Here is a 19,231-nt window from a genome sequence, read left to right as displayed (position 1 = left end):
GGAGCTGAATGCTCCTCTTTTTTTATCCAGCGACGGGAACTAAGGGATATAGCCGCTTTGGTAAAGAATGATTTACACTGAAAATCCCCTGGGGGTCGCCCGGGTACCTATGCTATACTATGGGTGTTTTTGATTTCGTTAAAGGAGGCTTGTCCTTAGCATGTGTTGCATCGCATACATTCGGATTCGGTAATGAGGGTACAGAGCATTTAGATCCTGCCGTTTTTTGATCAATGACGGCAAGGTTTATTTGAGCTGTGCCTTTTTCATTACTAAACGAATGAATGAGGTGCATATTTGTGTCTAAAAACAATCGACATTGTCATCATAAATCGAAGAACAATCCTAACAATTTCTCCGCGCAGCATCGGTTGATCAACAAACGGCTCGTGCTTGATATGATTGACCTCGCGCGCATCCAACGCCACGAAACCGTTCTGGATCTCGGTGCCGGGACAGGAGCGATCACCTTTCCGCTCGCGGAAAGAGCGGCTAACGTCATCGCCGTCGAGACCGATCCGGAGTACGTCAGCAAGCTGAGGAGCCGCGCAGAGGCTGGGCACATGCAGAATGTCCGCGTGGTGCCGGCAGATATATTACAGATTCAGCTTCCGCGCCGGGAGTTTGTCGTGGTCGCGAATATTCCCTACTCGATCACAACACCGATTCTGGGAAGGCTGCTGGATCATCCGGCCGTCCCCCTTCAAAGAGCCGTGCTGCTGGTGGAGCTTGGGGCGGCCAAACGTTTTACCGGACGGCTCGCGCGGAATCCGCGGATGTTAGGCTGGAGAATGAGCTATGAGTTCCAGCTTGTCCGAGCGGTCGCGCCCTCGAATTTTTCACCGCCGCCGAAGGTGGATTCAGGCATCCTTACCATTCGCAGAAGGAAAGATCCTCTGGTTCCTCCAAAGCATCATGCCAGGTTTATGGCGCTGGCAGCTTATACCTTGCGATATCCGGATCTCCCACTGCCAGAGGCATTGTCCGGGGTATTCACCCCGCCGCAAATGACTCGGTTGATCCGGCAGCTTGGGGTCGATCGAGGATTTCCGGTCAGCCGGTTGGACGAAGCGGGGTGGGGACAGCTATTCTCCGCGATGCTGAAGCATGTTCCGCCGGAGCGGTGGCCGAGAACGCCGCTGCCTGGATTCGGTAAACCGAAAAAGCGGAGGTAGTCCAAGAAAGCGTATGAATCGATCAAGCTGGCAAATAACCAAGAGAGGCGAAAGAGAGGCGACACGCCTCTCTTTTTTGCTTTTTGCTTATGTTCTCCTCATTAATATAGGTAGTCCGCCTCTTCACCAGCTGCCGGTATGTTATGATAGAAGAAGTTTGAACCTTTTATTGGAAATGATGCTAAAGGAGTTTCATATCTATGAAATCCAGAACGAAAGCCTGGTCCTTAATCGCGATCATTCTCGTAAGCTGTATCGTGATGGCCTATGTGGATGCTGTCATAAGGCCGAATTATGCGGTCAAATCGGTCATCAAAATGCTGCTGTTCCTTACGCTGCCGATCGGCTATGCGCTGATGGGCGGAGGGGTTCCGTTTCGGAAGCTGTTCAACTTCGAGAAAAAAGGTCTGCTGGCCTCGCTCCTGCTCGGAGCCGGCGTATTTGCATTCATCCTTGCCAGTTATGCTCTCATCGGGCCGCTCTTTGATTTTTCACGGGTGACCGGAGCCCTTCAGCAGCATATCGGCGTCAACGCCGGCAACTTCGTGTTCGTCGCGATTTACATATCGTTTGTGAACTCGCTGCTGGAGGAATTCTTCTTCCGGGGCTTTGCCTTCTTCACCTTGAAGGATCAAGTCGGCCGCACATTCGCTTATCTGTTCAGTGCGGGAGCATTTGCCGTCTATCATATTGCGATGATGACCAGCTGGTTTACGCTGCCGCTGTTCCTGCTCCTGATCGCGAGCCTGTTCATCGCGGGCCTGCTGTTTAACTGGCTGAACGAGCGAAACGGCAACATTTACGCTTCCTGGATGGTTCATTTGTGTGCGAATCTCGCTATTAATACAATTGGATTTATATTGTTTGACATCATATAGAGACAGGTCTAGAGACAGGCCGAAGACACAGCTGGTCAAGATTGCTCTTGGCCGGCTTTTTTGGCATTGACCTTCACATGATGTGATGGTTTACAATGCGAATACATCGAAACGAAAAAGGAGCTGCTGCATGTGCATATCAGCGAATTATCGGATAAAACCGGGGTGAGTCTCCGATCGCTTCGTTATTATGAGGAAAAGGAGCTGCTGCGCCCTGATCGATCGGCCAATGGCTACCGTCAATATGCGGAATCCGATATCGAGCGGGTCCGCCTGATTCAAATGTATTTCGGCTTAGGCTTAACGGTAAAGGAGATTGTGAGCTTTTTTGAATGCGCCTTTGACGACAGCCCCAAACAGGAGTGCCTGCCGAGCGCTATCGAAGTGGGCAGAAAGAAGCTGGATGAAATCACGCGCCGGATGGAGCAGCTGCAGCAGGCAAAGACTCATTTGGAGCAGAGCATTGCGAGATGGGAACGCATTTTACGTAAAGGAGATGGGAGCCGTGAGTAGAAACTTTGATCCGTCCAGGGATCGGGTAGCCGTCGTTACCGGAGGGAATCGGGGCATTGGCAAGGAAATCGCCCGCCAGCTGGGGGCCCAAGGAATCGTTGTTATCATGACATCGCGGGATGAGGAGAAAGGGCGCCAGGCAGTGCAAGACCTGCATGCAGAGGGGCACCGGGCGGCACTGCATGTGCTGGATATCGATCAAGCGGATGAGGCAGAACGGCTGATGGCGTTTGTTCGGACGGAATATGGACGGCTGGATGTGCTTGTGAACAATGCGGGGGTCATTTTGGATCAAGGAATCTCGATCCTGGATGTCGAAGAACGTCTGATACGGGCTACTTTCGAAACGAACTTCTTCGGCGCGCTGCGGATGACCCAGGCTGCAATTCCTTTGATGAAGCTGCATGACTATGGTCGAATCGTCAACATATCTTCAGGCCTCGGTGCATTCGAAATCATGGATGGCAGCTTGGATCCGGGCTTCAAGCTAGGGGGAGCATCGTCCGCCTACCGGATGTCCAAGACGATGCTGAATGCGATGACCTGTCTTGTTTCCCAAGAGGTGGCAGGTACCGGAATCAAGGTAAATGCGGTATGCCCGGGACGGGTTCGGACTGATATGGGAGGAGCGGATGCCCCGCTCTCCGTCGCGGAGGGTGCGGATACGGCCGTATGGCTCGCTACCCTTGATGATGCCGGCCCAAGCGGAGGATACTTTCGAGAGCGGAGAAGGATTGCCTGGTGAACCACTATAAAGCAATTGGAGGGTATCGCATTGAATGATAGGGGAGATTACGGTAAGTATGCCGTTCCTGAGACGATTAAGGAGCTGCTGAAGTTTGAAGAGGAACTGAAAGACAACGGCTTGTCACTGGATTTTCATTTGGGGCTGATTATGGAAGGCCGTCGTTTCAGATATATCTCAACGCCGCCGGATGTCATTCCATTTGCCTCAGCGGGCGTTGACGGCATTCACTATGGGTTTCTAACGGACTTCGGGACGGTATCCGATTTGGAGCAGGCCTATATTGTTTGCGTATCCCCGATGGATATTGGTGATGAAGTATGGCTAGTTGCCCCAAGCATCCGTGACTTTTTACGTGTGGTATATACAGACAACATCATCCTGTACAACCATTTTCGGGCTGCGGATGATTTACGCGAGCATATGCAGCAGCGGGAGACCGAATACGACAGTGAGGAGAGATTGCAGGCTAAGCGGATGCTGCGGGAGCGATTTGCGATAGAGCCGATCCCCGACATGCCCCGGTATATTGCGGAGCTGAGTCGAAAGCGGGCGGAGGAGATTGCCTTATCGACCAAATCCCCCTTGGGAGTTGTGCGATGGTCTCCGGATGATTCCGTGGAGGGAGTCCGGCTGCTACCGGATGAAACTACGGATTTGGAATCGGTTCGCCTTTTTTTTCTGAAAGCACCGAGGCTGCCGAAACTGGCGTTTATCCGTGACGCTCAAACCTCTCAGCTGCTGTACGATGACCCGGAGATACGGAAACTGGTGACAAATGAGCTTATCGATATGGGGCTGGAAGAGGAGGCTGTTCAGCTCAACATTCCCTTTGAGGAAGTGGAGTCATATAGTGAACAGATGGCGCCGCAGTACGGGGAGAGTACCCTTTTGAACTTAACGTGGATTGATGAAGAAACTTTTGAATGAGATTCATAGAAAAAAACCTCCAAATTAAAAGACTTATTCTTTGTCTGCTGATGTATAATATTCGGTATTAGGAGGTGCCGAGTATGAGTGAAGCTAACATTTTTGGTCATCAAGCGTTGTTTGAGCATGTATACAAGAGTGCTCCGATTGGCATTGCCCTAGTTACGATCGAAGGAAATTGGATCAGTGTTAACCCGGCAGCATGCAAAATGTTCGGATTTACCGAGAAAGAATTGATGCAGCAGCCGGCTACGGATTATATATATTCCGATAACGTCGATAGTCCGGAGAAGCTGGTTCAGTCCTTAAGCGAGAAGGTCCCGACGGTCGCCTTGGAAAAACAATTTATGCATAAAGACGGCAGACGGATTTGGACTTCTGTTCACGTATCCCTCGTGCGCGATGAGAAGGACAAGACCCCGCTGTTTTTTATTTCGCAAATGGTCGATATTACCGACAGCAAGGTGGCCGAACAGAAGCTTCAGGAAAGTATCGAACGATATACCTCATTAAAAAAATATAATCACGACGCCATCATTTCCTTTAATCTCCAAGGGGAAATTATGAACGGGAATCAGATGGCCGAGCAGCTTACGGGATATACGATTCCCGAATTGGCCGGAAAGCGTATATCTCTTCTGATGGGAGAACACAACTTGAGACGGGTGCTCTCCGATTCAGCCGACTATACCTCCGCCGAGAAATCGATCAACGGGATCAGGCACAAGGACGGGCATATGGTCGAGGTGCTCGCCACCTTGGCGCCGATCGTTATTCATAACAAGAATGTCGGTTTCTACATTATCGCGAAGGACATGACCGAGCAGAAGAAGCTTATCATCGAGAAGGAGGCTGCCGAGAAAACCAACAAGGCCAAGAGTGAGTTCCTGGCCATGATGAGCCATGAAATCAGAACCCCGATGAATGGCGTAATCGGCATGACGGATTTGATATTGGATACCGATCTGGATGAGGAGCAGCGGGAATATGTCCAGATCATCAAGAAGAGCGGCACCACACTGCTGAATATTATTAACGATATTCTGGACTTCTCTAAGATCGAGTCCGGCCGAACCGAGCTGTCCGAAGAAACCTTCAGTCTTCGAAACACGCTGTCGGAAACCATGAACCTGATGCTCCCGAAGGCGCTTGAGAAAAATATTGAGGTGACCACCTCGGTAGCTCCCGATGTTCAGGATCAAGTGTACGGTGACATGACAAAGCTGCGGCAGGTGCTGATGAATCTGCTTAGCAATGCCGTGAAATTTACGCCGACCGGCTCTGTCTCCGTCTCGGTGTCATGTATTCAGAGCATCCATGGATCGGGGCTGATCCAATTCTCCGTAACCGATACGGGGATTGGGGTACCAAGCGAGAAGGTCCCCCAATTGTTCGAGCCGTTCTATCAGGTGGATCATTACATGACCCGCCAAGTGGAAGGTACCGGTCTCGGTCTGGCGATCTGCAAGAAGCTTGTGGAGCTGATGGGCGGCGAAATCTGGTATGAACCGAATCCGAAGCAGACCGGATCCGTCTTTACGTTTACCGTTCAATTGAAGTACCCTTTGGTTGCGGTGAATGAAGGAGAGGAGAATCCGGTTCAGGAGCTCGATGATGCAGACGGCAATTCCTTCAAAATTTTGATTGTGGAAGACAATGAAGTGAATCAGCTGGTGCTAAAGAAAATCATCGAGAAGCTCGGTTATTCATCGGAGACTGTCCCCAATGGGCTGGAAGCGGTTGAGGCTTATAAGAAGTATCCGTATGACTTGATATTCATGGATATTCAGATGCCGTTCATGGACGGGATGGAAGCTGCTAGAATCATTAAGCAAAGTGCTCCTGCGGATAAGCGCCCTTATGTTGTCGCCGTCACGGCTCACGCGATCAAGGGCGATCGCGAGAAGTATTTGGCGATGGGCATGGATGAATATGTGAGCAAGCCTGTCAGTATGCAGGCGGTATCGGATGTTATCGACATTTTCCGTAGTATCCGAGTGAACAGTTCCACGGACGGCTCGACGGCTTAACCGATGCAACGAGCCTTTTGGCCATGAGGATAAAACGTCCGGTATTTTGGCGAGCTTATAAGATCATTAAAGGAGCTGTCTCCTGCGGTTTTTCAACCGCGGGGGACAGCTCCTTCTTGCTTACGATATTAATCGCATAAGCCTCATGTGGAGGCTTAAGGTGTTGTAGTTGTTTTCTTGATAACAAAGGCTTTGGACGGTGCCGACAATGCCGGAGCCTGGGTAGCCGTAGCCGAGAGCGGCTTCTTCGTGTCCTTTGCTGCTGACAGAACGAATACAACGTATTCGGTGTCCGGCTTGATGGCTTCTCCCTTGGCATCTTTGAGATCATCGATCTTGGTTGTCAATTCTTCAGCGATGTCTTTGCCGGTTACGGCAATGCTTCCGGAGACGTGATTCTTCGCATCGTCAGCTTTGAATTTATTCACTTCGCTTTTGGCTACGATGAAGACGCGGTACTCGCCAATATTGCGCTCATCCGCTGCCTTCTTAAAGCTCACCTTCACTTTATCTCCCGTGCCGTTCAGCTCGGCCTTTACATCGGTCACCTGAGTCGGGGAGGGAATCGTAAAGGGCTGTGAAGATGACGACAGCTTATTCTTGGTCGAGACGGTTCCGTCAGCGACAACAAGGATGAAGACTCTGTAAGTGCTGCCGGCTTTGACTGGGTTGCCGTCGACATCCTTCGTTTCAGCAGGCAAAAGGCTGTCGTATTGTCCTTGCGGCGGCGCGACTGGTGTGTAGTTTCCTTGTTTAACCAGGCTGGCCTCAGCTTCCCCGAACGCTTTCGCATCAGGTACGACCATGATGCGGTATTCACTTATAGTGCCCGCATTATTTGCTGGGGTAAATCTCACTTTGATATCGCTGGCGTTGCCGTTGTTGCCCTCAATTCCTGCATACACGTCGGCAGGAACGGCGACTTCGGTTCCCTCAAGCACGATCGGACCGTATGGCTGGGACAGTGCATTGGTGCTTCCGCCATCGTTACTAACGGATAAGACGAACACATGGTAAGGCACCTTGTTGCGGATGTCTTTGCCGTTTACGTCCTTCGTCCCTGGTCTTAAAGTGTTATCAAAAGAATTACCTACAGGCACGAAATCGTATCGATCTTGATTTTGTACCGCGTTAGCTTGCTCTAATTTGAAATTTTGGGCATCCCCAGCCTCAACGATCAAGATGCGATATCCGTAAATATTGGTTTCGTTGGTTGCTTTGTCGAATTTGACCTTGATGTCGCTGGCGTCGCCTTTATTCCCAACATCCTCAACGGATCTGATGGTTGCCGTGCCGACCTGCGTTTTGCCCTGAAGCTTGATCTCGTTCGATCTCGGGGAAATGGCGTTGACGCCATAGGTGCCGACCGACAGCACGTATACGCGGTAGCCCGTGCCGTTCTTAATCAATTCTCCATCTGTATCTCGAGCGTTCGAATCCAGACGGACGGAATAGCCCGAATTTTTGTTCACTCTTGTGAAATATTGATTATACGTAGCATCGTTTAATGACAGTGACTTGGAAGACTTCACGACAAATACTCTGTAGTGGTCGATGTAATACTCGTCGGAAGGACGATTGAACGAAATTCTCAAGTCGCTGCCGTTGCCATTGTCGCCGATGTCTTCCACTACAGGCGTCGAAACCGGGCTGACATTTTGATTGTTACCGCTGAGCGTAATCGCCGATGAAGCAGAGGACAGGGCGTGATTGCTGCCCGAATATGCGTAGGACATAACATATACGCGGTAGCTTACGCCGTTGCGAATCAATGCGCCGTCAGCATCGCGGCTGTCGGATGACAGATTGAGCCTGTAATTGTTGTAGCCGGTTTTGTTTACTTGCGTGTAATAAGAGTTGTTTTCCGCTCTGCTTAAATCAAAATAGTTATAATCCGAGGATTTTACGACAAACACCCGGTAATGGCTAATATTGCTTTCGTCCGAAGCCCGATTAAATGAAATTTCCAGATCCCGGCCGTTTCCGTAATTGCCTACATCACTGACGTACAGGCTGGAGATCGTTCCTACACGATAGCTGTTGTTCGTCAGGATGATGGAACTCGAAGCGGAGGAAAGAACATTGTTGCTCTGACTATGATTATCGAGGGCCATTACGAACACCCGGTAATATACGCCGTTACGAATCAAGGCGCCGTCTACGTCCCGAGCTCCCGAGCCGAGCGTGAGAGTATTGTTGCTTGATTTGCTGACATTCGTGTAGTAGGAGCTCGAATTGATGGCATTCGCCCGGCTCACGCTGAAGTTATGATAGTCGCTCTCCTTGACCACGAAGATCCGGTAGCCGCTGATGGAAGACTCATTGGATACCCGGTTGAAGCTGACGCGAAGGTCGCGCCCGTCGCCGTAATCGCTCACGTCGGTCACCTGCGAGATGCTTGGAACCGTCGTGGTGCCTGTGCTGAGCGTAATCGAAGACGAACCGGAAGACAGCTTGCTTGCGATTGCGCTCTCGTTGCTGCTGACGGACAGAACAAATACCGTATAAGCGACGCCGCTGCGGATATATTCGCCCGACGTGTCTCTTGACGTGGAGCTGAAGCCCGTTGTCAGGGTCGTATTGCTTGAACTGGACTTATTGACGGTTGTGTAGTTCGTGCTAGCTACCGCCTTCGCTGCTGCCAGGTCGAATTTTGCTGCGTCTTTGGATTTCACGACAAACACCTGGTAATTCGAAATGTTGCTTTCACTCTGAGCGCGGGTAAAGCTAACCGACAGATCGCGGCCATCGCCGTAATTGCTGACGTCGCTGGCCTTCACATTTGTCGCCGCAGCGACTGCATTCGAATTCGTCAGCGTCAGTGACGGGGAAGCAGGGGACAACGCATAGTTGCCGCTAGTATTCCCTACGGTCAGCACATACGCCTTATACGGCTGATTATTTCGGATCAAATCTCCATTCGTATCCGTCGTACTGGCTGAGAGGGTTCGGGTGAGATCCGAGCCGGTCGGAAGCACTGACGTGTAGGCCGTCGAAGGCAGGCGCTGTGCTTCGGCAAGGCTGAGTGACTGGGATTGCTTCACGATAAACACGCGATAATGCGAAACCTGCGACTCCGTAGAGGATTTGGAGAAGCTGACCGACAGATCGCGTCCGTCTCCGGCGTTGCCGATATCCCGGAGGGTTACGTGGTTAACTCCCGTAAATCCGATATCCGGTTCCGAAGACGTGGTAATGGTAACCGTTTTGGTTCTGGAGTTCCAGCCGATCTTCTCGCCGAGCGATTCACTGACGAAGCGGACCGGAACCATCGTGTTGCCCTTCAGGTTTTTCGCCGGAACGTCTAAAGATACGGTCTTGCCATTAATCGTAGCCGTTTTGGAGTTGATCTTCAGCACGATGGTGGTGCCGTCTTTCACGGCCGTGACCGTTTTCGTCTTCTGATTCCATTTCACGGATGCATCCAGCGCTTCGAAGATCACCCGCATCGGCAGCATGACCCGCCCTTGAATCATGACCGGCGCTTGCGGCGTTTTCAAGCGGACGCCGTCGATCACGACGCTGATATTAACTGCCGCCTGTGCCTGTGACTGGAATAGGAATGGAACAATGAGTATAGCTGCTAGCAAGGCAGTCCATATTCTTTTCACACACTCAACCTCCTGAATTCAATCTTGTTATTATTTTCCTCTACAATATGACGCATTCGCCCGGAATAAAGTTTCATGGTTAACGTCGGCAGCGTAAATATTTTTTTGCACCTGGCAGCGCTCAAAGGGGGAAAGCCCTTGTATCGTAAGGCATCTCCCTTCCTGAAGCATGGTTCAGCAGGCCGTCACTTGCTTACTCCACGGTGTATCATTTTCGCCCGCGGCTCGTCCAGACCGTTCATGGACTCCCGGAATAACCGGATCCGAATGACCGTGCCTTCCGCGTCCGGATCCAGCCATATCCTTCCGCCATGCCGCTCAACCACGCTCTTCGCGATGGATAATCCGAGTCCGCTGCCTCCGTCGCTTTTCCGGGCACGATCTCCGCGAACGAACGGCTCGAACACCGAGTGTCTCACGTTCTCGGAAATTCCCGGGCCATTGTCGCCTACGGTCAGCAGCGCGCCGTCAGGCATCGCCTCGAGCTCCAGCCAGACGCTCGCGCCTGGCGGATTGTATTTCAGAGCATTCGCCAATGTATTCGTGAGCGCCCGGCGCATGAGATCATCCTGATAGGACAGTTTGACCGGCTTATCGGCAATGCGGATGTCGAAGCCGATTCCCTTCCGCTCGAACGAATCGTACAGATCGGCGGCCGTCGTGCGGCACAGCTCGGCAAAATCCCCTGGCTGAGGCTCAAAAGGCATATCCGCGCTCTCCAGCTTCGTCAGTTCAAACAGGTCGTTCACGAGGGAGGCGATCAGTTTCGACTTGGCATGAATCCGGCCGGCATATTTCCGGCGCTGCTCCGGATCCTCTTCCATGCCGAGTTGCAGCACCTCCGCATATCCCTGGATCGTGGATATCGGCGTTTTCAAGTCATGCGAAATGTCCATCATCAGCCGCATCCGTTCTTGTTCCAGCTTTCGCTTATCCGACTCCGCCTGCTCAAGCCTGTCCGCCATCCGGTTGAAATGATGCCGAAGCTGCATCAGCTCCTTGCTGGCGTTATAACGGAGCCGCTCCCCGCCCCCTCCTTCGGCGATCCGTTCAAGACCCCGGGACACGTCCGCTAACGGATTCGTAAACTTCCGCGCGGTCAACCGTCCGTACAGCCATAAACTAAACAGAAATGCAGCGGCGAACCACAGCAGGCCGCGCAGCAATATTCCCGTAAACGCATCGGTGATGTCCGCGGTCGTCTTCACCAGGCGGCTTTCCTTCTTGACCGCCCCGTCCGGTATCGTTACAAGCAGCCGATATTCTTCGCCCGATGATTGGAAAGGGGCGAGGGAATGGTAGTCCGACCGGTTTCCTTCGTAGAACAAGGCGTAGAGTTCTTCCTCCGAATAGGAGGTTTGGGCTTCCCCGGCCCCTTTGCCCCTCGCAAAAACGACATTCAAGCGCTGATCCAGCACCTGGATGTACCCTCCGAAAGACTCCACGGTCTCGTAAGGGATGCTCTCCCAATCCTCCCGGACCAGACGGTCCGCTTCCACCATGGGCAGCGTTCGGTTTACATAGGCGTCGCGGGCATCATACATGCCGTCATACACCAGAAATCCGATAATCCCGAGGATGACGGAGAACAGCGCATAATTGATCATCAGGCTCGCATGTACGCTTCGGCGCTTCGTCATCATAGAGCATCCTCTGCGCTCAGCTTATAGCCGAGCCCTTTAACCGTGATCAAAAACTGCGGCTCCCGCGGATCGTCCTCCAGCTTATCCCTCAGCCTGCTGATCTGGACCATGACCGTATTGCTGTCTTCCAGATACGGCTCGTTCCATACGCTCTCATATATTTGACGCTTCGTGAATATCCGGCCCGGCGCCTCCATCAACAGCTTGAGCAGCTTGTACTCCAGCGGCCCGAGCGTAATCGTCACGCCTCGTTTGTACAACACGCAGGCTTCATGGTCCAGAACCAGCGGTCCGTTCAGGGTCCGAAGCGGTTCAGCCGCCCGAAGCGGCTCCGCCCCCTTAAGATCGTAAAACCGCCTTAGCTGCGCCTTGATTCTCGCCACGACTTCGATCGGGCTGAACGGCTTGGAGATGAAATCGTCCGCCCCGAGCCCAAGCCCGGTAACTTTATCGACATCTCCGCTCCTGGCCGACAAAATAATGACGGGCAGCCTGAGCTTCTCGCGGATGCGCGCGATCAACTGATAACCGTCCAGCTCCGGCATCATGATGTCGATCACTGCAAGGTCGATCCGCTCTCGCTGCAGCAGATTCCACGCTTCCCGGCCGCTGGATGCTTCCAGTACGCGATAGTGCTCGCGCTCAAGGAACAGCCGCAGCAGCTCGGTGATGTCCGCTTCGTCATCGGCGATTAAGATTGTACGTTCTTCGCTTGGTTTCGCATAAGGTTCCACTTGGTTTCTTCCTTTCAATCATCGACGGCCTGGCCGCTTGCTCTATATAGAACTATACACCGTAACGATCGGTTCAGGCATCGGCTTGGAGGAAATGTAAGGATAATGTAAGGTTCCCGACAGTCAGGCTACAGGCCGGAATGATACGCTGAGGACATGACAACGATTGGAGGATGTTTATGCGTACACTCGAAACGGCACTGTGGATCACGAATCTCGCTATCGTCATCGGATGCGTCATGCTATCGCGAAAACGCCGCCGCCCGGTTAGCTTCTGCTCCTGGGCGGCGGCCTTGAGCGCAGCATTAAGCATCGCGCAAATATTCACGGAAGGATACCGCTGGCAGATGCTGCCGGTTTATGCCGCCAGCCTGGCTGCAGGGGGAATGGCGTTGTATCATGCCGGGACTTCGCGCAAGAAGACAAGGAACGCCGCCTCGGACATGAGCGATAATCCGCGCCCACGGCTTCGCGGATTCAAGCGTTTGATGATCGCTTTGGTATTATGCCTGTATGCCATCCTGTCGGCTGCCCTGCCGTCGCTTCTGCCGGTGTTCACGTTTGCCGAACCGCAAGGAACGTACAAGGTCGGAACAACGACATTGATGCTGGAGGATAAACGAAGGGAAGAGCCGGCTACGGAGGATCGGGCGGATCGGCGCAGGCTCATGATTCAAATCTGGTATCCGGCGGAAGCCGGCACAGGCAGCGGCAAGGCGCCATACATCGAGCATCTGCCGATTGTTCTGGAAGGCCTGCGCCAGTCGATTTCAATGCCTCCGTTCCTGCTGAGCCAGCTAAAGTATGTGCAGCCTTATGCCATGCAGGATGCGGAAGTATCCCGGGATCAGGAGCGATATCCCGTGCTGCTCTTCTCTCACGGGCTTTCCGGCTTTCGGAACCAGAACACGTTTCAGGTAACGGAGCTTGCCAGCCGGGGATATATCGTGGTCGGCATCGACCATGCCTATGACGCCGCCGCCGTCGTGTTCCCGGACCGGACCGCCATGCTCAAGCTTGGCAATTTATCGGGCTTTGATGCCTACGAGGAGAAGAGCCGGCTCTGGGTGGAGGATGCGAAATTTGTCCTGGACGAGCTGGAGCGGATGAGCGGGCCTGCCGCTTCAGGGTTCTTGTCCGGGCGGCTCGACATGGACAAGATCGGCATGTTCGGCCACTCGTTCGGCGGGGCGACCGCGGCGCAAATGCTGCTGGCGGACAGCCGGGTGAAGGCCGCACTGAATATGGACGGAACCCTATACGGACAGCCGGTGCCGGAAGGCGGCTTTGGCAAGCCGTATATGCAGATGAATGCTGAGCTAAGCATCGACCGTGCCGTATTTGAACAATCGCTGGACCGGGCGATGGCGTCTTCCGGCCGCAGCCGGGAGGATTACGAGCAGTTCTGGGCCGAGTCGGTCGAACGCCGAAGCCGCGCGGAGTCGGGTGAAGCGCATACGATCATATTTGCCCATGCGAACCATATGAGCTTTACGGATTTTTACCTGTTCTCCCCGCTGCTTCCGCCCAAGGGTGCGGAGCCAAGGCAGATGCACAGCTCGATCAACGCGCTGTCCGCGGCCTTTTTCGATCAATATGTGAAAGGCGATCCGGGCGCCTCGGTTGAAAAGACCGCGCTCAGCCTGCCGGGACTGATCCGACCGTAAATTTTCAACTCCAGCCAAGCATGGTGACATGCCGGGCTGGAGTTTTTGATAGTAAGAATGAACCCCATTCATCTATAATGGGATTAGGATTTTATTTCCAAATGGAATGTGACAAGGGGGATTGAAATGTCGGAGTATCACGTCCGCATTTTGCAGCTTCGGGAGGATGCCCGTGCCAACGGATACAGCTTGGGCCGCAGCCTGCAAGGACATTCGATTGTGCAAGCGTTCGAAGCGATGACCAAGCCGGAGATTGATACAGACCGGATGCGCGGCATTTACCGCACGTTTGCTCCGGTGCTGCTGGAAGAGCTTGAGGGGCTGGCGGAGGGGCTGAAGCTTCCGTTCGGCAGGGCAGCCGCTTTATTCAGCGGATACGATGTGCCGAAGATTGCTGCGATGGGCTGCTCTGCCCTGATGACCCGCGGGTTTTACGCCAGAAATTATGATTTTGCCCCTGAGTTCTATGACGGACTGTTTACGCTGTCCCAAACAGGCCAAGGCTATGCGACGGCCGGCTACAATTTGCAAGGGATCGGCAGGCATGACGGCGTCAATGAGAAGGGACTCGCCGCCGGCTTGCATTTTGTCAGCTTCGAAGGATACCGGACGGGCGTGTCCCCTTGGATCAGCGTGCGGATGGTTCTCGAGTCCTGCGCGACCGTAGAGGAGGCCGCCGACATGCTGCGGAGCATTCCGCATGTGGCGTGTTACAACTTTTCGATCGGGGATGCGCATGGCAGCATGGCGGTTGCCGAAGCAAGCCCGGATCAAGTGCTCATCCGTACCGGCGAGGAGGCGATGGCTTGCGTGAACCATTATGAAACGCTAACGGGCCGTAACCGCCCGTCCATTGAGCATTCCCTTCGCCGGAAACGCTACCTTGAAAGTTTGGATCCGGAGCGGTTAACTGCCGCGGAAGCCTTCGACATATTTAAGAACCGGCAATCCCCGCTATTCTTCACGGATTACGACCAGCTCTTCGGAACGCTTCACACCTTCGCGTATTCGTATGAGGACTGCGTCGTATTAACTTCCCTGGCGCAAGGCCGTCCGCTCGAGTTTTCCTTCCGGGAATGGGTTCAGGGTAAAGATATCGAGGCTCGGGAGCTTACGGGGCGTATCGACGGTCAAAAGGAATAAAGCGATGCGAGAGAGGTCAAGCTCATGGATCCTTACTTTACGGTATTGTCAGGCAGTGACCCGGATAAGGGGACCAGTGAGCATCGTCACCGGGATGAAGGCCTGCTACGGCCGCATACGCGATGGTGGAGGGACGGTGGATCGTTCAATCGGTCAGCTATACGGAACGGGCCCCGTCGGCATTAGTCTCGAAACTGACGCCGGAGGATAGAGCGGCTTTCATGGAACCATGAAGGGAAGCGGGAACCATGCGGTAACCGGCGGTTATCATAGTGAAATTAAAGCGCTTCTTTTCTATAAAGAGAAGAGCGCTTTTTTTCGTTGTTCGTCTCATGATTTGACTGCTGGCTCCTGTCGCCAAAGAAATGAATGCCATATTTTTTCGTTCAGCGGGCTAGTTCCGGGTGAAATTATATTATAATGTACATATTCGAGCTCTGATACGAAACAAAATTTGCGACTACAGGAAGACCCTGGTGGGAACATCATCATGAATCGAACATCCCGGTCTTCGGCTTCGGAGGAATTGCTTATGGGTATGGTCTTCTCGATTTTGAAAAAATACCGCGTTGCCGCGATTGCCGCACTCGTCATGATGCTGATCGAGCTCACCGTCGAGCTGATCCAGCCGCTGCTCATCTCCAAAATTATCGACGACGGCATTCAGAAAGGGGATCTCCCGGTCGTATGGATGTGGGGAGGCGTTCTGCTGGGCAGTGCTGGCATCGCTTTCATTGCCGGCATAGCGAGCTCCTTCTTTGCCGCGCATACGAGCCAGGGGCTGGGCTATGATCTTCGGGACAAGCTGTATGACAAGGTTCAATCTTTCTCCTATTCGTTGTTTAACCGGTTCGCCACCTCCTCGCTTATAACCAGGCTGACAGGAGATGTTACCCAAATCCAGGAGACCGTGTTCATGGCGCTGCGGTTCATGAGCCGCGTGCCGCTTCTGGTGACGGGAAGCATCATCATGGCGCTGGTCGTCAATGTAAAGCTGGGTGTGCTGCTGGTGCTGACGGTCCCGGCATTGTTCATCTTTATCGCCTGGATGATGAGACGGGCAGCCGATGCGTTCCGCAGCGTGCAGCAGAAGCTGGACGCCGTCAACGGCGTCATCCAGGAGAATCTGACCGGCATCCGCCTGATTCGCGTGTTCGTTCGCATGGGGCACGAGATTCATCGCTTTGCCCGGACGTCGGGTGAGCTGATGAGCACCACCGTGTCCACACTCCGGCTTACGGAGATCACGATGCCCTTCATCCTGCTTGTGATGAACGCCGGAATTATGGCCGTGCTGTGGTTCGGACGCAGCGATATCGCGGCCGGAAGCGCAAGCGTCGGCGAAGTGGTTGCCGTCATCAACTACTCTCTTCGCTGCATCGGAGCGATGTCGGCGCTGTCCTGGATCGTGGTCGCGTTCTCCCGCGGACGAGCCTCCGCGCAGCGGGCGCAGGAGGTTCTGCAGACGGAAGACCGGGAAGCCGATCAGAAGAACGGCCAACGATCCGCAAAGAAGCGGATCGAAGGGAGCGTAGAGTTTGAGCAAGTCAGCTTCAGCTATCCCGGGAGCGATATCGATGTGCTGACGGATATATCCTTCCGGGCCCGGGCAGGTGAGCGCATTGCGATCATGGGGGCGACCGGCTCCGGTAAATCCTCCCTCGTTCAGCTCATTCCGCGGCTGTATGAGCCGGATAAGGGCACGGTTAAGGTGGACGGCATGGATGTCGGCTCGATCTTGGCCGATCATCTTCGCGGCAGCATCGGTTATGTTCCGCAGGAGGTCCTGCTCTTCTCGGGCACGGTACGGGAGAATATCGCCTGGGGCCGTGAAGGCGCCACACTGGAGGAGATTCAGGAGGCGGCCCGGCGCGCGCAAATTCACGATACGATCGAACGCCTGCCGAGCGGATATGACACGATGCTCGGCCAGCGCGGGGTCAATCTGTCGGGCGGCCAGAAGCAGCGGCTGTCCATTGCCAGGGCGCTTGTCCGCAAGCCGGCAATTCTCATCCTGGACGATAGCACGAGCGCGCTGGATGTGCGTACCGAAGCGGCGCTGCTGGATGCGTTGAAGGATCTATCCTGCACGACGTTTATCATTACGCAGAAGATCAGCTCCACGACTTCGGCCGATCTCATTCTGCTGCTCGACGATGGGCGCCTAATCGGAAAAGGGAACCATGAAGCCTTGATGGAAAGCTCTCCGCTGTATCGTCGCATCTATGAATCCCAATATGGAGAGGAGGCCGGGAAGCATGCTCAAGGCATTCATTGAACCGTTCCGCCATCCGAGACCTGAGCTGGATTTGGGGAAAGGAACGGACGGCGCGTCAGGCCGCAAACCGAAGGCAAAGGCCAAAAACATGTCGGGCACGCTGGCCAGAATCTGGTCCTATCTTGCCAGGCGCAAGGGCAAGCTGGCTTTGGTGCTGCTGATGGTCATGCTGAGCTCGGGACTGTCCCTCCTGGGCCCTTATCTGCTTGGGATCGGCGTGGATGAGTTCTTGGTCAGTCTGAAAGGGCCGGAGGAGGCCCCCTACGATTCGGGCTGGATTTACTTCCTGATCGGCTTGGCAGCCGTCTATATTTTGCAGGCCCTGACGACCTGGCTTCATAACGTCTGGATGATCGGGATCGCCCAGGAGACCGTATACCGGATGCGCATGGAATTGTTCACGCATCTGCACCGGCTGCCGATTCCGTTCTACGGCAAAAGGCAGCAGGGCGAAATTATGAGCCGTCTGACCAATGATATCGAGAATGTCAGCTCGACGCTGAACAGCTCGGCCATTCAAATCTTCTCGAGCGTGCTGACGCTGGTCGGAACGCTGACCGTCATGCTGTGGCTCAGTCCTCTGCTGACGCTGCTGACATTCCTGGTCGTTCCGCTCATGGTGCTGGGGATGCGCTGGATCACCCGGCGGACGGGGCCGCTGTTCAAGGAGCGCCAGCGCAATCTCGGCGATCTGAACGGCTATATCGAGGAAACGCTGTCCGGCCAGCGGGTGATCAAGGCGTTCTCCCAGGAAGAGCGGGTAATCCGGGAGTTTAATGAGCGGAACAAGCGGATTCGTTTATCCGGCTTCTGGGCGCAGAGCATCTCCGGCTTCATTCCGAAGCTGATGAACGGATTGAACAACCTCAGCTTTGCGATCGTAGCGGGAATCGGCGGCATTATGGCCATCAAGGGCTATATTTCGATCGGCACGATCATTATCTTCGAAAGCTATGCCAGACAGTTCACAAGGCCGCTGAATGATTTGGCAAACCAGTGGAATACGCTGCTGTCGGCGATTGCAGGTGCAGAGCGGGTATTCGAAGTGCTGGACGAGGAGGTCGAGGCGAAGGATGAAGGGGCGGCCGTTACGTTAACGCATGTCGACGGGGCCGTAGCCTTCGAGAATGTTTCGTTCTCTTATGAAAAAGGGGGGGACACGCTGGAAGGCATCAGCTTCGAGGCCAAGCCCGGCGAGATGATCGCCCTTGTCGGCCCGACAGGCGCCGGCAAGACGACCCTGATCCAGCTGCTGTCCCGCTTCTATGATCCGGACAGCGGCCGGATCACGCTGGACGGCCGGGACCTGTCCACCATACGCAGGGAGAGTCTGCGTTCGCAAATGGCCTTCGTGCTTCAGGATTCGTTCCTTTTCCAGGGAACCATCCGGGAGAATATCCGCTTCGGGCGGCTGGATGCGACCGACGAAGAGGTCGAAGAGGCGGCCAAGCTGGCGAATGCGCATTCCTTTATTATGCGGATGAAGGACGGCTACGACAAAATGCTTAAGCCGGACGGAAGCGGAATCAGCCAGGGGCAGAAGCAGCTGCTTGCGATCGCGCGTGCGATCTTGGCCAACCCCTCGATGCTGGTGCTGGATGAAGCGACGAGCAGCATCGATACCGTCACGGAGATCAAAATCCAGGAGGGCTTGCAGCGCTTGATGAAGGGGAGAACAAGCTTTGTCATTGCGCACCGTCTTAACACGATCCGCTCGGCAGACCGGATTCTCGTGCTGAAGGACGGGCGCCTGCTGGAGCAGGGCTCCCATGACGAGCTGCTGAAGCAGGGCGGCTTCTACAGCGAGCTGTATCACAGCCAATTGAAGCGGGCGGCAATGTAAAGGCTCTGCGTTCAGTCTGCGAACGATGCGAATACAGGTTC

At 54.0% G+C, this 19,231-nt stretch carries 13 protein-coding genes; 10 read left to right on the top strand and 3 right to left on the bottom strand.

What is annotated here, in order from left to right; all coding sequences use genetic code 11:
• Nucleotides 1-299 precede the first annotated feature (299 nt).
• The 6 genes from NSQ46_RS23315 to NSQ46_RS23290 all read left to right on the top strand — a co-directional run bounded on the left by NSQ46_RS23315 (nt 300) and on the right by NSQ46_RS23290 (nt 6,271).
• Complete coding sequence (locus NSQ46_RS23315; protein ID WP_342574859.1) at nt 300-1,175, top strand: rRNA adenine N(6)-methyltransferase family protein; 876 nt, start codon at nt 300-302, stop codon at nt 1,173-1,175.
• Nucleotides 1,176-1,375: 200 nt separating this feature from the next.
• A complete protein-coding gene (locus NSQ46_RS23310) occupies nt 1,376-2,053 on the top strand; it encodes a CPBP family intramembrane glutamic endopeptidase (RefSeq protein ID WP_007130913.1) in 678 nt (225 codons plus the stop codon).
• Between the two features lie 132 nt (nt 2,054-2,185).
• Nucleotides 2,186-2,566, top strand: coding sequence for a MerR family transcriptional regulator (locus NSQ46_RS23305; RefSeq protein ID WP_007130912.1), 381 nt, complete (start codon nt 2,186-2,188; stop codon nt 2,564-2,566).
• Entirely contained in the window at nt 2,559-3,311 is a 753-nt protein-coding gene (locus NSQ46_RS23300; RefSeq protein ID WP_144878429.1) for an SDR family oxidoreductase, read from the top strand. Before NSQ46_RS23305 ends, NSQ46_RS23300 begins: the two co-directional genes overlap by 8 nt.
• A 30-nt stretch (nt 3,312-3,341) precedes the next feature.
• The gene (locus tag NSQ46_RS23295; RefSeq protein ID WP_007130910.1) at nt 3,342-4,241 is read left to right on the top strand and encodes a hypothetical protein; all 900 of its coding nucleotides are present in this window, start codon (nt 3,342-3,344) and stop codon (nt 4,239-4,241) included.
• Nucleotides 4,242-4,324: 83 nt separating this feature from the next.
• The gene (locus tag NSQ46_RS23290) at nt 4,325-6,271 is read left to right on the top strand and encodes a PAS domain S-box protein (protein WP_251537111.1); all 1,947 of its coding nucleotides are present in this window, start codon (nt 4,325-4,327) and stop codon (nt 6,269-6,271) included.
• 155 nt (nt 6,272-6,426) lie between these two features.
• Here NSQ46_RS23290 and NSQ46_RS23285 read toward each other — a convergent pair whose 3' ends face one another.
• From NSQ46_RS23285 to NSQ46_RS23275, 3 genes are all read right to left on the bottom strand, one after another.
• The gene (locus NSQ46_RS23285; protein WP_251537110.1) at nt 6,427-9,882 is read right to left on the bottom strand and encodes a copper amine oxidase N-terminal domain-containing protein; all 3,456 of its coding nucleotides are present in this window, start codon (nt 9,880-9,882) and stop codon (nt 6,427-6,429) included.
• 185 nt (nt 9,883-10,067) lie between these two features.
• Nucleotides 10,068-11,525, bottom strand: a complete 1,458-nt coding sequence (locus NSQ46_RS23280) for a HAMP domain-containing sensor histidine kinase (protein ID WP_028404514.1) — start codon at nt 11,523-11,525, stop codon at nt 10,068-10,070.
• Nucleotides 11,522-12,259 (bottom strand): response regulator transcription factor, encoded by a 738-nt coding sequence (locus NSQ46_RS23275; protein WP_007130906.1) that lies wholly within the window; start codon nt 12,257-12,259, stop codon nt 11,522-11,524. Before NSQ46_RS23275 ends, NSQ46_RS23280 begins: the two co-directional genes overlap by 4 nt.
• 179 nt (nt 12,260-12,438) lie before the next feature.
• Here NSQ46_RS23275 and NSQ46_RS23270 point away from each other — a divergent pair, with 179 nt between their 5' ends.
• The 4 genes from NSQ46_RS23270 (at nt 12,439) to NSQ46_RS23255 (ending at nt 19,190) form a co-directional block, all read left to right on the top strand.
• Nucleotides 12,439-13,926, top strand: coding sequence for a platelet-activating factor acetylhydrolase plasma/intracellular isoform II (locus NSQ46_RS23270; RefSeq protein ID WP_007130905.1), 1,488 nt, complete (start codon nt 12,439-12,441; stop codon nt 13,924-13,926).
• Between the two features lie 126 nt (nt 13,927-14,052).
• Nucleotides 14,053-15,069 (top strand): C45 family peptidase, encoded by a 1,017-nt coding sequence (locus NSQ46_RS23265; RefSeq protein WP_007130904.1) that lies wholly within the window; start codon nt 14,053-14,055, stop codon nt 15,067-15,069.
• 532 nt (nt 15,070-15,601) lie between these two features.
• Nucleotides 15,602-17,347 carry an ABC transporter ATP-binding protein gene (locus tag NSQ46_RS23260; RefSeq protein WP_251537175.1) on the top strand — a complete coding sequence of 582 codons (1,746 nt, stop codon included), beginning with the start codon at nt 15,602-15,604 and terminating at the stop codon, nt 17,345-17,347.
• The gene (locus NSQ46_RS23255) at nt 17,328-19,190 is read left to right on the top strand and encodes an ABC transporter ATP-binding protein (RefSeq protein ID WP_251537104.1); all 1,863 of its coding nucleotides are present in this window, start codon (nt 17,328-17,330) and stop codon (nt 19,188-19,190) included. The genes NSQ46_RS23260 and NSQ46_RS23255 overlap by 20 nt, the downstream gene beginning before the upstream one ends.
• Nucleotides 19,191-19,231: the final 41 nt, after the last annotated feature.

Origin of the sequence: Paenibacillus sp. FSL M8-0142 (assembly GCF_038597315.1) — a bacterium.
Taxonomy (GTDB): domain Bacteria; phylum Bacillota; class Bacilli; order Paenibacillales; family Paenibacillaceae; genus Paenibacillus_AQ; species Paenibacillus_AQ lactis.
This window is presented reverse-complemented; position numbering and strand designations above follow the sequence as displayed.

Coding starts and splice junctions, on each gene's coding strand:
- NSQ46_RS23260 (WP_251537175.1), top strand. CDS start 15,602: ATGGGTATGGTCTTCTCGATTTTGAAAAAATACCGCGTTGCCGCGATT.
- NSQ46_RS23270 (WP_007130905.1), top strand. CDS start 12,439: ATGCGTACACTCGAAACGGCACTGTGGATCACGAATCTCGCTATCGTC.
- NSQ46_RS23280 (WP_028404514.1), bottom strand. CDS start 11,525: ATGATGACGAAGCGCCGAAGCGTACATGCGAGCCTGATGATCAATTAT.
- NSQ46_RS23265 (WP_007130904.1), top strand. CDS start 14,053: ATGTCGGAGTATCACGTCCGCATTTTGCAGCTTCGGGAGGATGCCCGT.
- NSQ46_RS23310 (WP_007130913.1), top strand. CDS start 1,376: ATGAAATCCAGAACGAAAGCCTGGTCCTTAATCGCGATCATTCTCGTA.
- NSQ46_RS23255 (WP_251537104.1), top strand. CDS start 17,328: ATGCTCAAGGCATTCATTGAACCGTTCCGCCATCCGAGACCTGAGCTG.
- NSQ46_RS23290 (WP_251537111.1), top strand. CDS start 4,325: ATGAGTGAAGCTAACATTTTTGGTCATCAAGCGTTGTTTGAGCATGTA.